Source organism: Dinoroseobacter sp. S375 (assembly GCF_049800775.1).
In the GTDB taxonomy this organism is placed as follows: domain Bacteria; phylum Pseudomonadota; class Alphaproteobacteria; order Rhodobacterales; family Rhodobacteraceae; genus Dinoroseobacter.
The window spans coordinates 14,656-30,573 of record NZ_JBNAFR010000009.1 but is presented as its reverse complement, the minus strand read 5'-3'; the positions used below and the strand labels follow the sequence as shown (position 1 = coordinate 30,573).

Below are 15,918 nucleotides of genomic sequence, written 5' to 3'. Positions count from 1 at the left end.
AGCTTTGCTCGGGCCAACTGGCCTGCGGCCAGTGCCTCCGGCGGGGATATTTTAAGACTTAAGAAACCAGAATCGCGGCAATTTCAGTGCACGGTACAGGCGGGGACGCCGATGACCGTGACTTAAGGGATACCTCGCCGCGCAGGCGGGGTATTCTTGTATCCGGGCTCAGTAATGGGGCGGGCGCTCGTCGCCGAGGATGACGCCGCCGGTGCCTTCGGCCTCGCGGGTGGCTTCGCGTTCCATCAGACGGCGCAGACGGGCCTCGATCAGGTCGATCTGGCGGGCCTGCGTGGCGATGACCTCGGACAGCTCGTCGATGGTCTTTTCCTGATAGGCCAGTTTCTCCTCCAGCCGGTCGATTGCTGCCTGAGACATCTTTCCGCTTCCCCTTCTTGGCGGGCGCCCTTGTCTTGCTCCTGTGCCTTTGCTCCGCTAAACGCGGGCGCACCAGACCCAATGGAGCCATTCGATGGCCAAGCCCAAGAAAACACCGCGCCCCAAGGCACAGACGCCGAAGGGCTTTCGCGACTATTTCGGCGCTGACGTGACCGAACGCAAGGCCATGCTCGACCGCATTGCCGAGGTGTATCATTTGTATGGCTTCGATCCGCTGGAAACCTCGGCGGTGGAAACGGTCGAAGCGCTGGGCAAGTTCCTGCCAGATGTGGACCGCCCCAATGAGGGCGTCTTTGCGTGGCAGGAGGAGGAAAGCGACTGGCTCGCGTTGCGCTATGACCTGACCGCGCCGCTGGCCCGGGTCGCCGCGCAGTATCGCAACGATCTGCCCAGCCCCTATCGCCGCTATGCGATGGGACCGGTCTGGCGCAACGAAAAGCCGGGGCCGGGGCGGTTCCGCCAGTTCTACCAATGTGATGCGGATACGGTCGGCGCGCCCAGCGTCGCCGCCGATGCCGAGGTCTGCGCCATGCTGTCGACCGCGCTCGAGGCGGTCGGGATCGAGCGCGGCGATTACATCGTGCGGGTCAACAATCGCAAGGTGCTCAACGGCGTGATGGAGGCGGCAGGGGTTCTCGACCCGTCCGATCCGGAGAAATTCGCCGCCGAACGCGGCATCGTTCTGCGCGCCATCGACAAGCTCGACCGGCTGGGCACCGAGGGCGTGCGCGCGCTGCTCGGGGCCGGGCGCAAGGATGAGAGCGGTGATTTCACCGACGGGGCCGGGCTCAGCGATGCGCAGGCCGAGCGCGTCATGGCCTTCATGGCCGCCAAGCGTGCCACCGCGGCAGAGACCTGTGCGGCGCTGGCCGATCTGGTTGGCGGGTCCAAGGCCGGGGCCGAGGGCGTGACCGAGCTCGAGACAATCGCGACGCTGATGGAGGCGCAAGGCTACGGCGCGGACCGGATCGAAATCGACCCGAGCGTGGTGCGCGGTCTTGGCTACTATACAGGTCCCGTCTTCGAGGCCGAGCTGACCTTCGATGTCCAGAACGACAAGGGCCAGACTGTGCAGTTCGGCTCTGTTGCCGGGGGCGGGCGCTATGATGATCTGGTAAAGCGCTTCACCGGGCAGGCCGTGCCTGCGACCGGGGTGTCCATCGGGGTAGACCGGCTGCTCGCAGCGTTGCGGGCCAAGGGCAAGGCGCAGGCCGCAGCCCCGGGGCCCGTGATTGTCACGGTGATGGATCGTGACCGCATCGCCGACTACCAGACCATGGTCGGCACCCTGCGCGAGGCGGGCATCCGGGCAGAGCTCTATCTCGGAAACCCCAAGAACTTTGGCAACCAGCTCAAATACGCGGATAAGCGCGGCGCGCCCATGGCGGTGATCCAGGGCTCGGACGAGGCCGCACGCGGCGTGGTCCAGATCAAGGATCTGGTGCTCGGGGCTCAGATCGCCGCGAGCGCGAGCCTCGACGAGTGGAAATCCCAGCCCGCGCAGCGGGAGGTGGCGGTCTCGGACCTGGTGGCCGAGGTGCAGGCGATCCTCGGTCGCGGAGCCTGATGCCATGACCATTTCCCAAGCGGATCGTGCGGTCGGCGCGCGGCTCTTCTCGGCATTCCAAGCGGCGGGGGCGGCTCCGGTGGATGCGGATATCCTGCAGCCTGCCGAAACGCTCCTCGATCTTTATGGCGAGACGATCCGGCACCGGGCCTATGTTACCGCCGATGCGGTGCGGGGCGAGCAGATGCTGCGCCCGGATTTCACGGTGCCCGTCGTGCAAATGCACATGAGCGAGGGGGCCGAGCCCGCGCGCTACGCCTATATGGGCGAGGTCTTTCGCAAACAGGCCGCAGGTGTCGAGCGCCCGCGCGAGTTCCTGCAGGCGGGCTACGAGGTGTTTGACGGCCATGACCCAGCCGCCGCAGATGCCGAGGTCTTTGCCCTGTTGCGCGTGCAGCTGGCGCATCTGCCAACCCGGGCGGTGATCGGCGATATCGGCATTCTGCGCGCGGCCATTGTCGGGTTGACCACCACGCCCGAGCGTCGGGCGGCCCTGCTGCGCCATATTTGGCGCCCGCGCCGGTTCCGCGCGCTGCTGAGCCGGTTTGGCGGGCAGTTGCCCGAACCCGAGGGCCGCGCCGCGCTGGTCACGGAGGTGGCCGAGAAGGGCGTCGCCGCTGTGCTTGCCGCCAATGGCCCGGATATGGGCCGGCGCAGCCCCGAGGAGATCACCGCCCGTATCGACCGGTTGCGCGCGGATCAGGACACGGCGCCGATCCCGGCGGCGGAGGTCTCGGTGCTTGAGGATATCTCGCGCCTGCGCGAGAGCGCCCCGAACGCGCTGGAGCGGTTGCGGGATCTCGCGGTGGATCTTCCGACGCTGACCCCGGCGCTCGACCAGATGGAGGCCCGGCTGGAGGCCTTGTCGGCCCGGGGCGAGGATCCGGCGGCGCTGGAATTCGATGGCACCTATGGGCGCGCTTCGCTGGAATATTATGACGGGTTCGTCTTTGGCATCTTTTCGCGCGCACGGCCCCATATGGCGCCGGTGGCCTCGGGCGGGCGCTATGATGCGCTGACCTCGGTTCTGGGCCAGGGCCGGGCGATCCCGGCGGTGGGCGGGGTGATCCGCCCCGGTCTCGTCGCCGCGCTTGAGGAGGCTCTGCGATGACCCTGAAGCTCGGCGTGCCGTCCAAGGGGCGGCTGATGGAAAAGACCTTCGACTGGTTCGGCAAGCATGGCGTGACCCTGCGCCGGACCGGGTCGGATCGGGAATATGCGGGGGCGGTGGACGGGCTCGACAACGTTTCGCTCGTGCTGCTCTCGGCGGGGGAGATCCCGCGCGAGCTGGCCGCCGGGCGCATTCATCTGGGCGTGACCGGCACGGATCTCGTGCAGGAGAAGCTGCCCGACTGGATGCGGCAGGTCCGCAGCCTCGAGGCGCTGGGCTTTGGCCATGCGGATCTGATCCTCGCGGTGCCGCGCTGCTGGGTCGATGTGGAAACGCTCGACGATCTCGACGCGGTGGCCGCGCAGTTCCGTGCCAATCACGGGTTCCGGCTGCGCATCGCCACGAAGTATCACCGTCTCGTCCATGCCCATCTGAGCGGGCATGGCGTCGCCGATTACCAGCTTGTCGACAGCCAGGGCGCGACCGAGGGCACGGTGGCGAACCTGACCGCCGAGGCGATTGCCGACATTACCTCGACCGGCGAGACTTTGCGCGCCAATCACCTTAAGATCCTCAAGGGTGAGCCGGTGCTGCGCTCGCAGGCGACCCTGTTCGCGTCGCGCATGGCGCCTTGGGACGCTACGGCGCGAGCGGCGCTACAGGCGCTGGGCACGGCACTGGGGCGCGACGACGTGACGGATGGAGTGTTCCATGACTGACGTGATCCGGGATGTGGCCTCCCTGCGGATGTTGCAGGGTATGTGGCGGCGCGCGGGCCAGAGCGTGGGGCTGGTGCCGACCATGGGCGCGCTCCATGCGGGGCATATGGCGCTGGTGGCGGCGGCGCGCGAGGAATGCGCCAAGGTCGTGGTGACGATCTTCGTGAACCCGACGCAGTTCGGCGCGAACGAGGATCTGGACGCCTATCCCGACACGTTCGACGCGGATCTGCAAATGCTGCGCGAGGCCGGGGTGGACGTGGTCTTCTCGCCGACGCGCGAGATCATGTATCCCGATGGCTTCAGCACCACGGTCAAGGTCGGCGGGCTGACGGATATGCTCTGCGGACAGACGCGCCCGGGGCATTTCGACGGGGTCACACAAGTGGTCACCAAACTGTTCAATCTGGGTCAGGCGGATCGCGCCTATTTCGGGCAAAAAGACTGGCAGCAGCTCGCCGTCGTCCGGCAGATGGCGCGCGACTTGAACTTCCCCACCGAGGTGATCGGCATTCCCACGGTGCGGGCCGAGGACGGGCTCGCGCTCAGCTCGCGCAACGCGTACCTGACCGAGGAAGAACGCGCCATCGCGCCGGGGATGCACAAGATCCTGCGCAACGCGGCGGCGCGGATCGCCCATGGGCACGGCGCTTCGGGGGTCTGCTATACGGCGGCCAAGGATGTGCTGGGCCTCGGGTTCAAGACGGTGGATTACCTCGAATGCCGGGACGCCACGACGCTGCAGATCGTCGAGGCGCCCAAGCCGGGCACGGCGCGTGTCTTCGTGGCCGCTAAGCTCGGGGGCGCGCGACTGATCGACAATGTGGCGGTGAGATAGGTCATGAGCGCCTGGGTGCATGAGGCCGTCCGCAAGATCGAGGCGGATTTCCAACGCTCCGCCGATACCCATCTGTTCAAGCTCGAGCTGCCCGCCCTGTACGATGTGGACATCTACCTCAAGGATGAGAGCACCCACCCGACGGGCAGCCTGAAACACCGGCTGGCGCGGTCGCTGTTCCTCTATGCCCTGTGCAATGGCAAGCTCGCGCCCGAACGCCCGGTGATCGAGGCGTCTTCCGGCAGCACCGCCGTCTCGGAGGCCTATTTCGCCAAGATGCTGGGCCTGCCCTTCGTCGCGGTGATGCCGCGCAAGACCGCGCCCAGCAAGATCGCCGAGATCACCCGCTATGGCGGGCAGTGCCATTTCGTGGAGAGCGCGCCCGAGATGCATGACGCGGCCACCACGCTCGCCGCCGAGAGCGGCGGGTACTTCATGGACCAGTTCCTCTATGCGGAGCGGGCCACGGATTGGCGCGGCAATAACAACATCGCCGAGAGCATTTTCCGCCAGATGGCGCGGGAGCGTTTTCCGGTGCCTTCGGTGCTGGTGATGAGCGCCGGGACTGGCGGCACCTCCGCCACCCTGGGACGCTATATCCGCTATTGCGGGCACGCGACGCGGCTGGTGGTGGTCGATCCCGAGAATTCGGTGTTTTTCGACAGCTATACCCAGCGCGACGCGACGCTGACCCGGGCCTGTTCCAGCCGGATCGAGGGGATTGGGCGGCCCAAGGTCGAGAAATCTTTCCAGCCCGATGTGATCGACGCCATGCGACAGGTGCCCGATGCGGCCTCGGTTGCCACGACCCTGTGGCTGTCCGAACAGATCGGGCGCAAGGTCGGCGGTTCCACGGGGACAAACCTTTGGGGCGCGCTCGAGATCGCGGGCGAGATGCAGGCGGCGGGCAAGCGTGGGTCCATCGTGACGGTGATGTGCGACGGGGGGGAGCGGTATCTGAACACGTACCACAACCCGGACTGGGTCGCGGCGGAGTTTGGCGATCTTTCGGGCCCGTTGGGTGAACTGGATCGCTGGTCCTGACGCAGGCCGCACACACCGCAGAGGAGGTATCATGGACGAGCTCAGAAAGACACTTCTGCTGCGCGAGGTGATACGGACCGACCCCATGGGAACGCCGTGTTCTCCTGTGGTGCGCGTGGCGGCGCTGGCAGTGCTTCGAAATCCGCTGGCGGGGCAGGTGTTTGAAGATCTGACGCCGCTTTTTGCTTTGGGCGCCGACGCGGGCGCGCTTCTCGCCGCCGAGGCAGTCGCCGCGCTGGGCGCGCCCGCCGTGAGCTATGGAAAGGCAGCCCTCGTTGGTGTCGCCGGCGATATGGAGCATGGCGGCGCGGTTGTGCATCCCCGGCTCGGAGCGCCAATGCGGGCGGCGTCGGAAGGTGGGGCTGCGGTGATCCCGTCGAATGTGAAGCTGGCGGCGATGGGCACCGCCATCGACCTGCCGCTCGGTCACAAGGACGATGCCTGGTCTTTCGACCATTTCGACACGATGACTGTATCTGTCCCCGACGGTCCGCGCCCGGACGAGATCGTCCTGGCCTTGGCATATGCAACAGCCGGTCGTCCGAAACCGCGCTGCCCGAAGGGCGGCTGAACGGTCTCAGCGTACCCCTATCTCAGCCAGCGCCATCTCGAGCTTGGGGGGCAGGGTTTCTTCGCGGCGCTTGGCGCTGCTGAGATCGGCCGGGGCGTCCTGCGGGGTGAGGTAGCGCCAGCCCTGGAAGGGGCGTTTCGGGGCGGCCTCGGTCCGGTGGACCTCCGGATCCAATACGATCCCGCAGCGGATGATGCCATCGGCGCCCACCACTTCGTCCAGTCGCAGGATCCGTTGCCGGGCCAGAACGATGCCCTTGAACACCCAGTAGATCGAGCCGCCATTGAGAATCTCGTCGCTGCGTTTGGGCCACATGCGGGTCACATGGCGCGGCAGGCCGTCGGGCCCCTTGGCCCGTGCGGAGGCCTGCCAATTGGTCAGATCCTCGACTTTCTCGGCGCCCACGCAGAGTTTGATGAGATGGACAGTCTTTTCCACAGGCTTATCCCCAGATTCGTCCCCAGAACGGGTCGCGACACACCGTATATCGTAGAGCAGACAGACCGCGCTGCAACCTGTTGTGTCTCCTGCGGATGTTGCGGTATATTACGAGGCTGCTGCACATAGGGAATCGCTGCCATGACTCGTTTTTCCGCGCCTATCTCCGAAACGATCTGGGACATGAAATACCGCTTCAAGGAGGCGGACGGCACGCCGCTCGACACCACGGTCGAGGATAGCTGGCGCCGGATCGCGCGGTCACTGGCCGAGGTCGAGGCGGAGCCAGGGGCCTGGGAGCCGAAATTCTATGCCGCGCTTGAGGATTTCAAGTTCCTGCCCGCCGGGCGGATCACGGCAGGGGCCGGGACCGAGCGGTCCGTGACCCTTTTCAACTGCTTTGTGATGGGCACCGTTCCCGACGATATGGGCGGGATTTTCGAGGGGCTCAAAGAGGCCGCGCTGACCATGCAGCAGGGCGGCGGGATCGGCTATGATTTCTCGACCATCCGGCCCAAGGGGGCCGTGGTCAAGGGCGTCGCGGCGGATGCCTCGGGGCCGCTGTCATTCATGGATGTCTGGGATGCCATGTGCCGCACGATCATGTCCGCAGGCTCGCGACGCGGGGCGATGATGGCGACCATGCGGTGTGATCATCCGGATGTGGAAGAGTTCATCGCAGCCAAGTCCGATCCGGCGCGGTTGCGGATGTTCAACGTCTCGGTTCTGGTAACGGACCCTTTCATGGAGGCGGTGAAGTCCGATGGGTCCTGGGATCTGGTCTTTGACGGCAAGGTCTACAAGACCGTGCAGGCGCGGGATCTGTGGAACCGGATCATGCAGGCGACTTATGATTATGCCGAGCCCGGGGTGATTTTCATCGACCGGATCAATGCGGCGAACAACCTGAGCTATTGCGAGACGATTGCCGCGACGAATCCTTGTGGGGAGCAGCCCTTGCCGCCCTATGGCGCCTGTCTGTTGGGATCGATCAACCTCGCGCGGCTGGTCTCGGAGCCCTTTACGGGGGCGGCCGAGCTGAACGGGGCGGAGCTCGACGGGTTGGTCGCCACCGCTGTGCGGATGATGGACAATGTGGTCGATGCTTCGCGTTTCCCGCTGGAGGCACAGGCGGCCGAGGCGCGCGCCAAGCGCCGGATCGGGCTCGGGGTGACGGGCCTCGCGGATGCGCTGCTGATGCTCGGGCTGCGCTATGGTTCCGAGGAGGCGGCGCGTCAGACCGAGCACTGGTTGCACGCGATCGCCCGCGCCGCGTACCGGGCGTCGGTGCAATTGGCACGCGAAAAGGGCGCCTTTCCGCTCTTTGATGCGGAGGCCTATCTGCTGTCAGGCACGATGCAGGCCATGGATGAGGACGTGCGTGCCGAGATTGCCGAACACGGGATCCGCAACGCTCTGCTGACCTCGATCGCGCCGACCGGGACGATCAGCCTTTATGCCGGGAATGTCAGCTCCGGCATCGAGCCGGTCTTTGCCTATTCCTACACGCGCAAGGTCCTGCAGAAGGATGGCTCGCGCACCGAGGAGGAAGTGGTCGATTACGCGGTGCAGATGTGGCGCGACCTGAAAGGGGATGCGCCGCTGCCGGACTACTTCGTCAACGCCCAGACGCTTGCCCCGCAGGACCATGTCCGCATGCAGGCCGCCGCCCAGAAATGGGTCGACTCGTCGATCTCGAAAACCATCAACTGCCCCGAGGATATCAGCTTTGATGCTTTCAAGGACGTCTATATGGCGGCCTGGGATCAGGGCTGCAAAGGCTGCACCACCTACCGCCCGAACGCGGTGACGGGCTCGGTTCTGAGTGTGTCGGAAAGCCCGGCGACGGCGGAGGACAGCGGCGAGGTCAAACCTGTCTCGGAGGCGCGGCTCGATGGTGATGTGGTCTATATCTCGGACCCGCTGGACCGTCCGCAGGCGCTGGAGGGGCAGACCTACAAGGTGAAATGGCCGCTGACCGATCACGCGATCTACATCACGATCAACGATGTGGTGATCAATGGGCATCGGCGGCCTTTTGAGGTCTTCATCAACTCCAAGAACATGGAGCATTTCGCCTGGACCGTGGCCCTCACCCGCATGGTGTCGGCGGTGTTCCGGCGCGGGGGGGATGTGTCCTTCGTCGTCGAAGAGCTCAAGGCCGTGTTCGATCCCCGGGGCGGTGCCTGGATGGATGGCAAATATGTCCCGTCGATCCTCGCGGCCATCGGCAGCGTGATCGAGCGCCACATGATCGCCACCGGCTTCATCGAGGGCGAAGGGATGGGGTTGAAAACCGATCCCCATGCCGAGGTCGTCGCCGTGGGCGAAGCCCCGCGCGGCCCGTCCTGCCCCAATTGCGGATCCTTCGCGCTGCGCATGGTCGAGGGGTGCAACACCTGCGCCGATTGCGGCTTCTCGAAATGCGGCTGACGGTGCTGCGCAGGACCTAGGCAGCCCCGCGGGTCTTCGCAGTGCCGCGCGCGTTAAACCGCGCCGCGGTCGCGGTCAGCTCGGGCGCGGTCTCGACCTCTGCGACATCCACCGGCAGGCGGCGGCGCCAGTTGGGATGGGCATCGATCGTCCCGGGGAGGTTTTGCGCCTCCTGCACGTCAAAGACATCATCGAGCTGCACCGCGACCATGGCCGAGCGCGCCCCGGCGAGCTCTCGGTTGATCCCGTCCCGAACCTGATCGAACCGGGCGGAGGGGGCCAGCCCGCAAGCCTCGCGCAGCCCGGCGCGCTGATGGGCGCGGGCGCTGTGGCGCTCCGCCCGCTCGGGCGCGCGCATCCAGCCGACCCGGTGCCACCATTCGATATCCACCCCGTGCCAGAAGCCGGAGATCGTCGGGGTGTCATGGGTGCCGAAGCAGGCCATGCTCTGTTCGGGCAGGGAGGACGTATCGCGCACGCGGCCATCATCCTCGGTCTCGAACTGCCAGACCGCATAGCTGTAGAGCCCCGCCGCCTGCATCTTGTCGCGGAAGCCGTCCGGCACGAGGCCGAGATCCTCGCCGATCACGACGCAGCCCGTGCGCGCGGCCTCGATGCTGATCACCGCGAGCAGGGCCTCATAGGGCTGGGTGATATAGCCCCCAGGGCTGCCATCCTCGGGGAGCCAGAAGCTCCGCATCAGGCCGAGCGCGTGGTCGATCCGCAAGAGGCCGCAGGTGGACATCAGGTTCCAAAGGATCTTGCGCAGGGGCAAGTACATGGCGGAGGCCAGCGCCGTGGGCGCATGGGCCGCAAGCGCCCAGGACTGACCCTCGGGGCTGAGATGGTCGGGCGGCGCGCCGATCGTCACGCCCGTGGCAATGGTGTCCGCGTTGAGCCAGACCTCGGCCCCGTCCGGGCGCGGCCCCACGGCCAGATCGAGATAGAGGCCCAGCCCCATGCCCGCCCCCTTGGCCCGGCCTTGCGCCGCGTGGATCTGGGTCTCGGCCTTGTATTGCAGCCAGAGGTGGAAGTCCGCGCGCGCGCCGGCATGGCGTGCGGCCCCTTGGCCCGGTTTGCGGGCGGCGGCGGGCCAGCGATGGGTCTCGGCCCCATGCCGTTCGCTCAGGGCTTCGAACTGCGCGAAGGCCTCGGTGTCCGGATCGGCAGCGGCCCTCCAGGCCAGAAAGGCCGGGTCGTCCTTGCCGGCCTCGTATGCGGGCTCCAGCGCGGCGCGGTGCGCGTGACGAAACGCGGGGTAGTCGATCAGGGCGGCCTCGGGCGTGGGACCCAGCCCGCCCTCCAGCGCAATGTGATCGCAGTTGAGAAATCCGCGATGGGAGGGGGAATAGGGGCTGATGATCTCGGTTTCTGCCCAGCCCAGGGCATGGACCGGGTTGATCCCGAGAAACTGCGCACCGTGCCGTGCCAGGCCTTCGGCGAGGGTGCCGAGATCGGCATAGCTGCCCAGTCCGCCATTCTGCGCGCTGCGCACTCCGTAGAGCGCGCCGGTCACGCCCCAGCACTGCGTCAGACCCGTGGCCTCCGCGTGGCCGGGGGCCCGGTCGGGGCGGACGAGAACGCGGATTTCCTTGCGCCATTCGGCGGCCGTCAGGGCCAGGGTGTAGTACCCGATCTCCAGCCTCGGCAGGCTGAGGGTATCCGTCCCGCGCCCCTCGGCTGCCAGCGCCCCGTGTTCGTCGATCAGCGCCCAGGCGCAGGGGGCGGGCAAGGCAAGGGTCTCGGGCGTGTCGGCAAGCAGGATCCGTTCATCGGGCAATTGCCCGGCAAGGCCCGGCGCGCTCAGAACCGCGAGGCTGTCGCGCAGGTCCGACGGGCTCCGGGCCGGGACACCCAGTGCGGATAGAAGCGCGCGTAGGGTGTCGGGGGCGGCGGTCTGTTCGTGGCCCTGCAGGTCGTGAAACCGCGTATAGACCCCGTGCGCCTCGGCCAGACGGCGCAGATCGGCATCCGGATCGCTCATGGGGCGGGCTGGGGCGCGCTGGCAAAGGCCGACAGGCTCTGCGCTGGCACCTCGACCTGATCCCCGGTGATCATCAGCGGCGCTTGCGCCATCACCGAGGTCTCGATCACCCGTGTCCAGACGCCCTGCGGCAGGTGCAACGCGAGCGGCGCATCGGTGCGGTTGAAAGCCAGCAGCACCTCGTCCCGGATTTCAGCCCCGGCCACGCTTTCGGCACTGCCCCGAAGGAGCAGGCAGAGGCTCGCAAGCCCCGGATCCCGCCAGTCCAGCGGTGCGCCATCAAAGCTGCGCCATTCCACATCCGGCTTGCCATCGCCCGGGCGCGCCTCCCCGTGGAGGAAATCGAGCTGCCGCACCGCCGGGTGCGCCTTGCGGACCTGCGATACTGCGGCCGTGAAGTCGATCAGCTCGGGATCCAGCGCGGCCCATTCCACCCAGCTTGTGGGGTTGTCCTGGCAATAGCTGTTATTGTTGCCCTGTTGGGTATGGCCCCCCTCATCCCCGCAGAGCAGCATCGGCGTGCCCTGGGACAGGAACACGGCGGCCAGCAGGTTGCGCTGCCGCTGAGCGCGCTTGGCGCGGATCTCGGGGTCGGAACTGGGGCCCTCAACGCCGAAATTTTCGCTGAAATTCGCGTGATGACCGTCGCGGTTCTCTTCGCCATTGGCGTGGTTGTGCCGCTCAGCATATCGGGTGGTATCGGCCAGGGTGAACCCGTCATGGGAGGCCGCGTAATTGACCGAGGCCCAGACCCGCCGCCCTTTGGTGTCGAAGATATCCGCCGAGCCCAGCAGGGCGGAGCCGAGATCCTGCGCGCTGTGCCGATCGCCGCGCCAGAACCGCCGGATCGTGTCGCGGTAGCGGTCGTTCCACTCGGCAAATTCTGGAGAGAAGCTGCCGAGCTGATAGCCGCCCGGGCCCACATCCCACGGCTCCGCGATCAGTTTCACGCCGCTGAGCACCGGGTCCTGCCGCAGCGCGTCGAGGATCCCGCCGCGCGGATCGAACCCCTGCGCCTCGCGCCCCAGCGTGGTGGCCAGATCGAAGCGGAACCCGTCCACCCCCATCACCGTCACCCAGAAGCGCAGGCTGTCGAGGATCATGCGCATCACGAAGGGGTGGCTCACATTCAGCGTGTTGCCGCAGCCCGTGTCGTTCACATAGTAGCGCGGCTGCCCGTCGATCAGCCGGTAATAGGCGGCATTGTCGAGCCCGCGGAAGGACAGGGTCGGGCCCAGATGGTCGCCTTCGCCGGAATGGTTGTAGACCACGTCGAGGATCACCTCGATCCCGGCCGCGTGGAACCGGTCCACCATGGCTCGGAAGCCCTGCACACCGCTTGGCCCGAAATAGCGCGGCTCGGGGGCAAAAAAGCCCAGGGTGTTGTAGCCCCAGTAATTCACCAGCCCGCGCCGGCCGAGCGCCTCTTCGGACTTGATTGCCTGCACAGGCAGAAGCTCCACCGCCGTGACGCCGAGCCGGGTCAGGTGGTCGAGCATCGGGGGCGTGGCCAGCCCGTCATAGGTGCCGCGCACGGGCGGGGCGATTTCCGGCGCGCGCATGGTGGCGCCTTTGACATGGGCCTCGTAGATCACCGCGCCGCGCCAGTCCCGCCCGAGCGGGGTAGCATCCGGGGCAAAGAGTGCCGGGTCCGAGACCACCGATTTCGGCACGAAGGGCGCGCTGTCCGTGGTGTCGAAGGCCAGATCCCGGGCCGGGTTCGCCACCGGGTAACCGAGGGTCGCCGTGTGATCCGTGAACCCGCCCTGCAGCTCGCGGGTATAGGGGTCCAGCAATAGCTTGTGGATGTTGAACCGGTGCCCCTGTTCGGGGGCGAAGGGCCCCGCCACCCGGTAGCCGTAAAGCGCGCCGGGCCGCAGCCCGGGCAGGTAGCCGTGCCAGATATCGCCCGTGCGTTCGGGCAGGGGCAGGCGCAGCTCCTCGCGCTGGCCATCGGCGCTGTAGAGGCAGAGAAACACCGCTTGCCCATGTTCTGAGAACACGGCGAAATTCGTGCCCTCGCCATCGAAATGGGCCCCCAGACGGTGGGGGCTGCCCGGCTCGAACCGGGCCGACACATCGGCGTGGTAGGTCATGGCGTCAGCGCCGCATAGAGATCGGCATAGCCCTGGGCCGAGCTTTCCCAGCCCACCGGGTGGCGCATGGCGGCGCGCTGCAGCTTCTGCCAGAGGCGCGGCGTCCCATAGAGGTCCACGACCCGGTCGATGGCGCGGGCGATGCCCTCGGCGCTGACCTCGTCAAAGACAAAGCCGGTGGCGACCTCGGCCGCCAGAGCGGCGACATTGGCGTCGATCACCGTATCGGCCAGACCGCCAGTGCGCGCCACCACGGGCAGGGTCCCGTAACGCAGCCCGTAAAGCTGGGTGAGGCCACAGGGCTCGAACCGCGAGGGGATCAGGATCGCGTCGCTCCCGCCCTGCAAGAGATGCGAAAGCGCCTCGTCATAGCCGATGAAACAGCCGACCCGCCCGGGATGGGCCTCGGCGGCCTGTCGGAACCCCTGTTCCAGCGCAGGCTCGCCACTGCCGAGAACCGCGAGCTGCGCGCCGCGCCCGACCAGATGGGGCACTGCGCCCAGCAGGGCGTCGAGCCCCTTCTGGCTGGTCAACCGGCTGACCACGCAAAAGAGCGGCCCCTCATCTTCCGGGTCCAGCCCTAGTCGCGCGCAGATCTCGGCCCGGTTCTCGGCCCGGCGTTTCAGGCTGCGCGCGTCATAGGCGCGGGGCAGGGCGGCATCCGCCGCCGGATCCCAGACCGCCATGTCGATCCCGTTCAAAAGCCCGCTCAGCACGCTGCTGCGCGCCCGCAACAGCCCCTCGAGCCCCATGCCGAATGCCGGCGTCAGGATCTCCTGGGCATAGGTCGGGCTGACCGTGGTGATCCGGTCGCAAAAGGCGAGCCCGGCTTTCAGGAAGCTGAGATCGCCGTGATATTCGAGCCCCTCGGGATGGAACCAGTCGGGATTGAGCCCGAGCGGGCCCAGCGTGTCCGGGTTGTAGCGGCCCTGAAACGCGATGTTGTGGATGGTGAGGGCCGAGCGCGGGTGATCGCGCCCGGCCATCTTGAGATAGACCGGGGCCAAGGCCGCCTGCCAGTCATGGGCATGGAGAACATCCGGCTGATAGCCGTCGATCTCGCCCATGCAGATCCGGGCCGCGGCCTGAGACAGCGCGCCGAAGCGCAGATGGTTGTCGGTGAAGTCCTGACCCTGCTCATCCTGATAGAGCGTGCCGGGCCGGTCAAAGAGCTGCGGCATGTCCAGAAGCAGCAGGTCGATCCCCTCGGCCTGGGCCGCGACGATGCGCCCCTCGCCCCCGGGCAGCCCGCCCATCCGGGTCAGCTCCGTGCCGCCGGGCAGCAGTGGGAAGAGCCCGGGATACGCCGGCAAGAGCACCCGCGCCCGCAGGCCCAGCGGCGCCAATGCGGCGGGCAAGGCCCCGACCACGTCGCCCAGCCCGCCGGTCTTGGCGAAGGGCGCGCATTCGGAGGCCACCATCAGAATGTCCATCTCAGCCATCTTGGGTCGTCAGCTTTCCAGTTTGTCGATCATGTCCTGGGTGATCAGGCAGATCCCGTTTTCCGAGCGGCGGAACCGCTTGGCGTCGAGCTCGGGGTCCTCGCCGACGATCAGCCCGGCGGGGATTTCCACGCCCCGGTCGAGGATCACGTTCTTGAGGTAGGCGCGGCGTCCGACCTTTGCATAGGGCAGGGCGACCACGCCTTCGAGCTGCGCATAGGAATGGGTTTTCACCCCGGTGAAAAGCAGGCAGCGGAACAGGGACGAGCCCGAGATGATGCAGCCCCCCGACACCATGGACGAGACCGCCTGTCCGCGACGGCCTTCCTCGTTATGGATGAACTTGGCCGGGGCCGTCAGTTCGGAATAGGTCCAGATCGGCCAGTCCGTGGCATAGATATCGAGCTCGGGCTTGAAATCCGTCAGGTCGATATTGGCCTGCCAATAGGCGTCGATCGTCCCCACATCGCGCCAATAGGGCTCGGTCTCGAGCCCGGACATCACGCAGGAGCGGCTGAAGGGATGCGCCCGCGCGCCGCCTGCGGCCACGATCTTGGGGATGATATCGGTGCCGAAATCATTGCTGGAGTCGGGGTTCTTTGCGTCCTCGCCCAACACCTCATAGAGGTACTCGGCCTCGAAGACATAGATCCCCATGCTGGCCAGCGCTTTGGTCGGATCGCCGGGCATGGGCGGGGGATCGGCGGGCTTCTCGACGAATTCGAGGATCTTGTCGGTCTCGTCCACGGCCATGACGCCAAAGCCCCTGGCCTCTTCGCGGGGCACGGCGATACACCCTACGGTGACCTGCGCGCCGGAGCGCACATGCTCCTCGATCATGAAGGAATAGTCCTGCTTGTAGATATGGTCCCCGGCGAGGATCAGGACGTATTTCGGGTCATAGCCGTTGATGATCTTGATATTCTGGGTGACCGCATCGGCGGTGCCCTTGTACCAGTTGTCCTCGTCCAGCTGCTGCGAAGCGGGCAGGATATCGAGGCTCTCGTTGCGCTCGGCGCGGAAAAAGCTCCAGCCGCGCTGCATGTGCCGGATCAGGCTATGGGCCTTGTACTGGGTCGCGACACCGATGCGCCGGATGCCGGAATTGACCGCGTTCGAAAGCGCGAAGTCGATGATCCGCGTCTTGCCCCCGAAATACACGGCCGGTTTGGCCCGTATATCGGTCATTTCCTTCAGCCGGCTGCCCCGTCCCCCGGCCAACACATAGGCCATTGTCTGTTGTGCCAGGCGAAATCTGTCCTGTTCCATCGCGTCC

Annotated in this window: 13 protein-coding genes; 7 read left to right on the top strand and 6 right to left on the bottom strand. The window is 66.7% G+C overall.

Features of this window, described 5'->3' with window-relative positions:
• Nucleotides 1-168 precede the first annotated feature (168 nt).
• Nucleotides 169-378, bottom strand: a complete 210-nt coding sequence (locus ACP150_RS17340) for a SlyX family protein (protein ID WP_424967943.1) — start codon at nucleotides 376-378, stop codon at nucleotides 169-171.
• Between the two features lie 94 nt (nucleotides 379-472).
• Between ACP150_RS17340 and hisS the strand changes: the two genes are divergently transcribed.
• Genes hisS through ACP150_RS17310 form a run of 6 tightly spaced genes read left to right on the top strand, consistent with a single transcriptional unit; the run spans nucleotide 473 to nucleotide 6,249 of the window.
• Nucleotides 473-1,966, top strand: a complete 1,494-nt coding sequence (hisS, locus tag ACP150_RS17335; RefSeq protein WP_424967942.1) for a histidine--tRNA ligase — start codon at nucleotides 473-475, stop codon at nucleotides 1,964-1,966.
• Between the two features lie 4 nt (nucleotides 1,967-1,970).
• Nucleotides 1,971-3,077: an ATP phosphoribosyltransferase regulatory subunit gene (locus ACP150_RS17330; RefSeq protein ID WP_424967941.1), complete on the top strand. Its 1,107-nt coding sequence runs from the start codon at nucleotides 1,971-1,973 to the stop codon at nucleotides 3,075-3,077.
• A complete protein-coding gene (gene hisG, locus ACP150_RS17325) occupies nucleotides 3,074-3,796 on the top strand; it encodes an ATP phosphoribosyltransferase (RefSeq protein ID WP_424967940.1) in 723 nt (240 codons plus the stop codon). The genes ACP150_RS17330 and hisG overlap by 4 nt, the downstream gene beginning before the upstream one ends.
• Nucleotides 3,789-4,634: a pantoate--beta-alanine ligase gene (panC, locus tag ACP150_RS17320; RefSeq protein ID WP_424967939.1), complete on the top strand. Its 846-nt coding sequence runs from the start codon at nucleotides 3,789-3,791 to the stop codon at nucleotides 4,632-4,634. Before hisG ends, panC begins: the two co-directional genes overlap by 8 nt.
• A gap of 3 nt (nucleotides 4,635-4,637) precedes the next feature.
• A complete protein-coding gene (locus ACP150_RS17315) occupies nucleotides 4,638-5,678 on the top strand; it encodes a PLP-dependent cysteine synthase family protein (RefSeq protein WP_424967938.1) in 1,041 nt (346 codons plus the stop codon).
• 31 nt (nucleotides 5,679-5,709) lie between these two features.
• Nucleotides 5,710-6,249: an amino acid synthesis family protein gene (locus ACP150_RS17310; protein WP_424967937.1), complete on the top strand. Its 540-nt coding sequence runs from the start codon at nucleotides 5,710-5,712 to the stop codon at nucleotides 6,247-6,249.
• Between the two features lie 6 nt (nucleotides 6,250-6,255).
• Here the strand turns inward: ACP150_RS17310 and ACP150_RS17305 are convergent, their stop codons facing one another.
• Nucleotides 6,256-6,687 (bottom strand): DUF1489 family protein, encoded by a 432-nt coding sequence (locus ACP150_RS17305; RefSeq protein WP_424967936.1) that lies wholly within the window; start codon nucleotides 6,685-6,687, stop codon nucleotides 6,256-6,258.
• Nucleotides 6,688-6,828: 141 nt separating this feature from the next.
• Here ACP150_RS17305 and ACP150_RS17300 point away from each other — a divergent pair, with 141 nt between their 5' ends.
• Nucleotides 6,829-9,120 (top strand): adenosylcobalamin-dependent ribonucleoside-diphosphate reductase, encoded by a 2,292-nt coding sequence (locus ACP150_RS17300; RefSeq protein WP_424967935.1) that lies wholly within the window; start codon nucleotides 6,829-6,831, stop codon nucleotides 9,118-9,120.
• A 16-nt stretch (nucleotides 9,121-9,136) separates the two neighbouring features.
• On the opposite strand, the gene ACP150_RS17295 is transcribed toward ACP150_RS17300, so the two are convergent.
• Genes ACP150_RS17295 through glgC form a run of 4 tightly spaced genes read right to left on the bottom strand, consistent with a single transcriptional unit; the run spans nucleotide 9,137 to nucleotide 15,911 of the window.
• Nucleotides 9,137-11,104, bottom strand: coding sequence for a 4-alpha-glucanotransferase (locus tag ACP150_RS17295; RefSeq protein WP_424967934.1), 1,968 nt, complete (start codon nucleotides 11,102-11,104; stop codon nucleotides 9,137-9,139).
• Nucleotides 11,101-13,200, bottom strand: coding sequence for a glycogen debranching protein GlgX (gene glgX / locus ACP150_RS17290; protein WP_424967933.1), 2,100 nt, complete (start codon nucleotides 13,198-13,200; stop codon nucleotides 11,101-11,103). Before glgX ends, ACP150_RS17295 begins: the two co-directional genes overlap by 4 nt.
• Nucleotides 13,197-14,633, bottom strand: coding sequence for a glycogen synthase GlgA (glgA, locus tag ACP150_RS17285; RefSeq protein WP_424968107.1), 1,437 nt, complete (start codon nucleotides 14,631-14,633; stop codon nucleotides 13,197-13,199). The genes glgX and glgA overlap by 4 nt, the downstream gene beginning before the upstream one ends.
• An 18-nt stretch (nucleotides 14,634-14,651) precedes the next feature.
• Nucleotides 14,652-15,911 carry a glucose-1-phosphate adenylyltransferase gene (gene glgC / locus ACP150_RS17280; protein WP_424967932.1) on the bottom strand — a complete coding sequence of 420 codons (1,260 nt, stop codon included), beginning with the start codon at nucleotides 15,909-15,911 and terminating at the stop codon, nucleotides 14,652-14,654.
• Nucleotides 15,912-15,918 lie beyond the last annotated feature (7 nt).

Excerpts from the sequence above, each read along its gene's own strand:
- ACP150_RS17300 (WP_424967935.1), top strand. The coding sequence starts at position 6,829 with ATGACTCGTTTTTCCGCGCCTATCTCCGAAACGATCTGGGACATGAAA.
- panC (WP_424967939.1), top strand. The coding sequence starts at position 3,789 with ATGACTGACGTGATCCGGGATGTGGCCTCCCTGCGGATGTTGCAGGGT.
- ACP150_RS17310 (WP_424967937.1), top strand. The coding sequence starts at position 5,710 with ATGGACGAGCTCAGAAAGACACTTCTGCTGCGCGAGGTGATACGGACC.
- hisG (WP_424967940.1), top strand. The coding sequence starts at position 3,074 with ATGACCCTGAAGCTCGGCGTGCCGTCCAAGGGGCGGCTGATGGAAAAG.
- hisS (WP_424967942.1), top strand. The coding sequence starts at position 473 with ATGGCCAAGCCCAAGAAAACACCGCGCCCCAAGGCACAGACGCCGAAG.
- ACP150_RS17330 (WP_424967941.1), top strand. The coding sequence starts at position 1,971 with ATGACCATTTCCCAAGCGGATCGTGCGGTCGGCGCGCGGCTCTTCTCG.
- glgC (WP_424967932.1), bottom strand. The coding sequence starts at position 15,911 with ATGGAACAGGACAGATTTCGCCTGGCACAACAGACAATGGCCTATGTG.
- ACP150_RS17315 (WP_424967938.1), top strand. The coding sequence starts at position 4,638 with ATGAGCGCCTGGGTGCATGAGGCCGTCCGCAAGATCGAGGCGGATTTC.
- ACP150_RS17295 (WP_424967934.1), bottom strand. The coding sequence starts at position 11,104 with ATGAGCGATCCGGATGCCGATCTGCGCCGTCTGGCCGAGGCGCACGGG.
- glgA (WP_424968107.1), bottom strand. The coding sequence starts at position 14,633 with ATGGACATTCTGATGGTGGCCTCCGAATGCGCGCCCTTCGCCAAGACC.
- ACP150_RS17340 (WP_424967943.1), bottom strand. The coding sequence starts at position 378 with ATGTCTCAGGCAGCAATCGACCGGCTGGAGGAGAAACTGGCCTATCAG.
- glgX (WP_424967933.1), bottom strand. The coding sequence starts at position 13,200 with ATGACCTACCACGCCGATGTGTCGGCCCGGTTCGAGCCGGGCAGCCCC.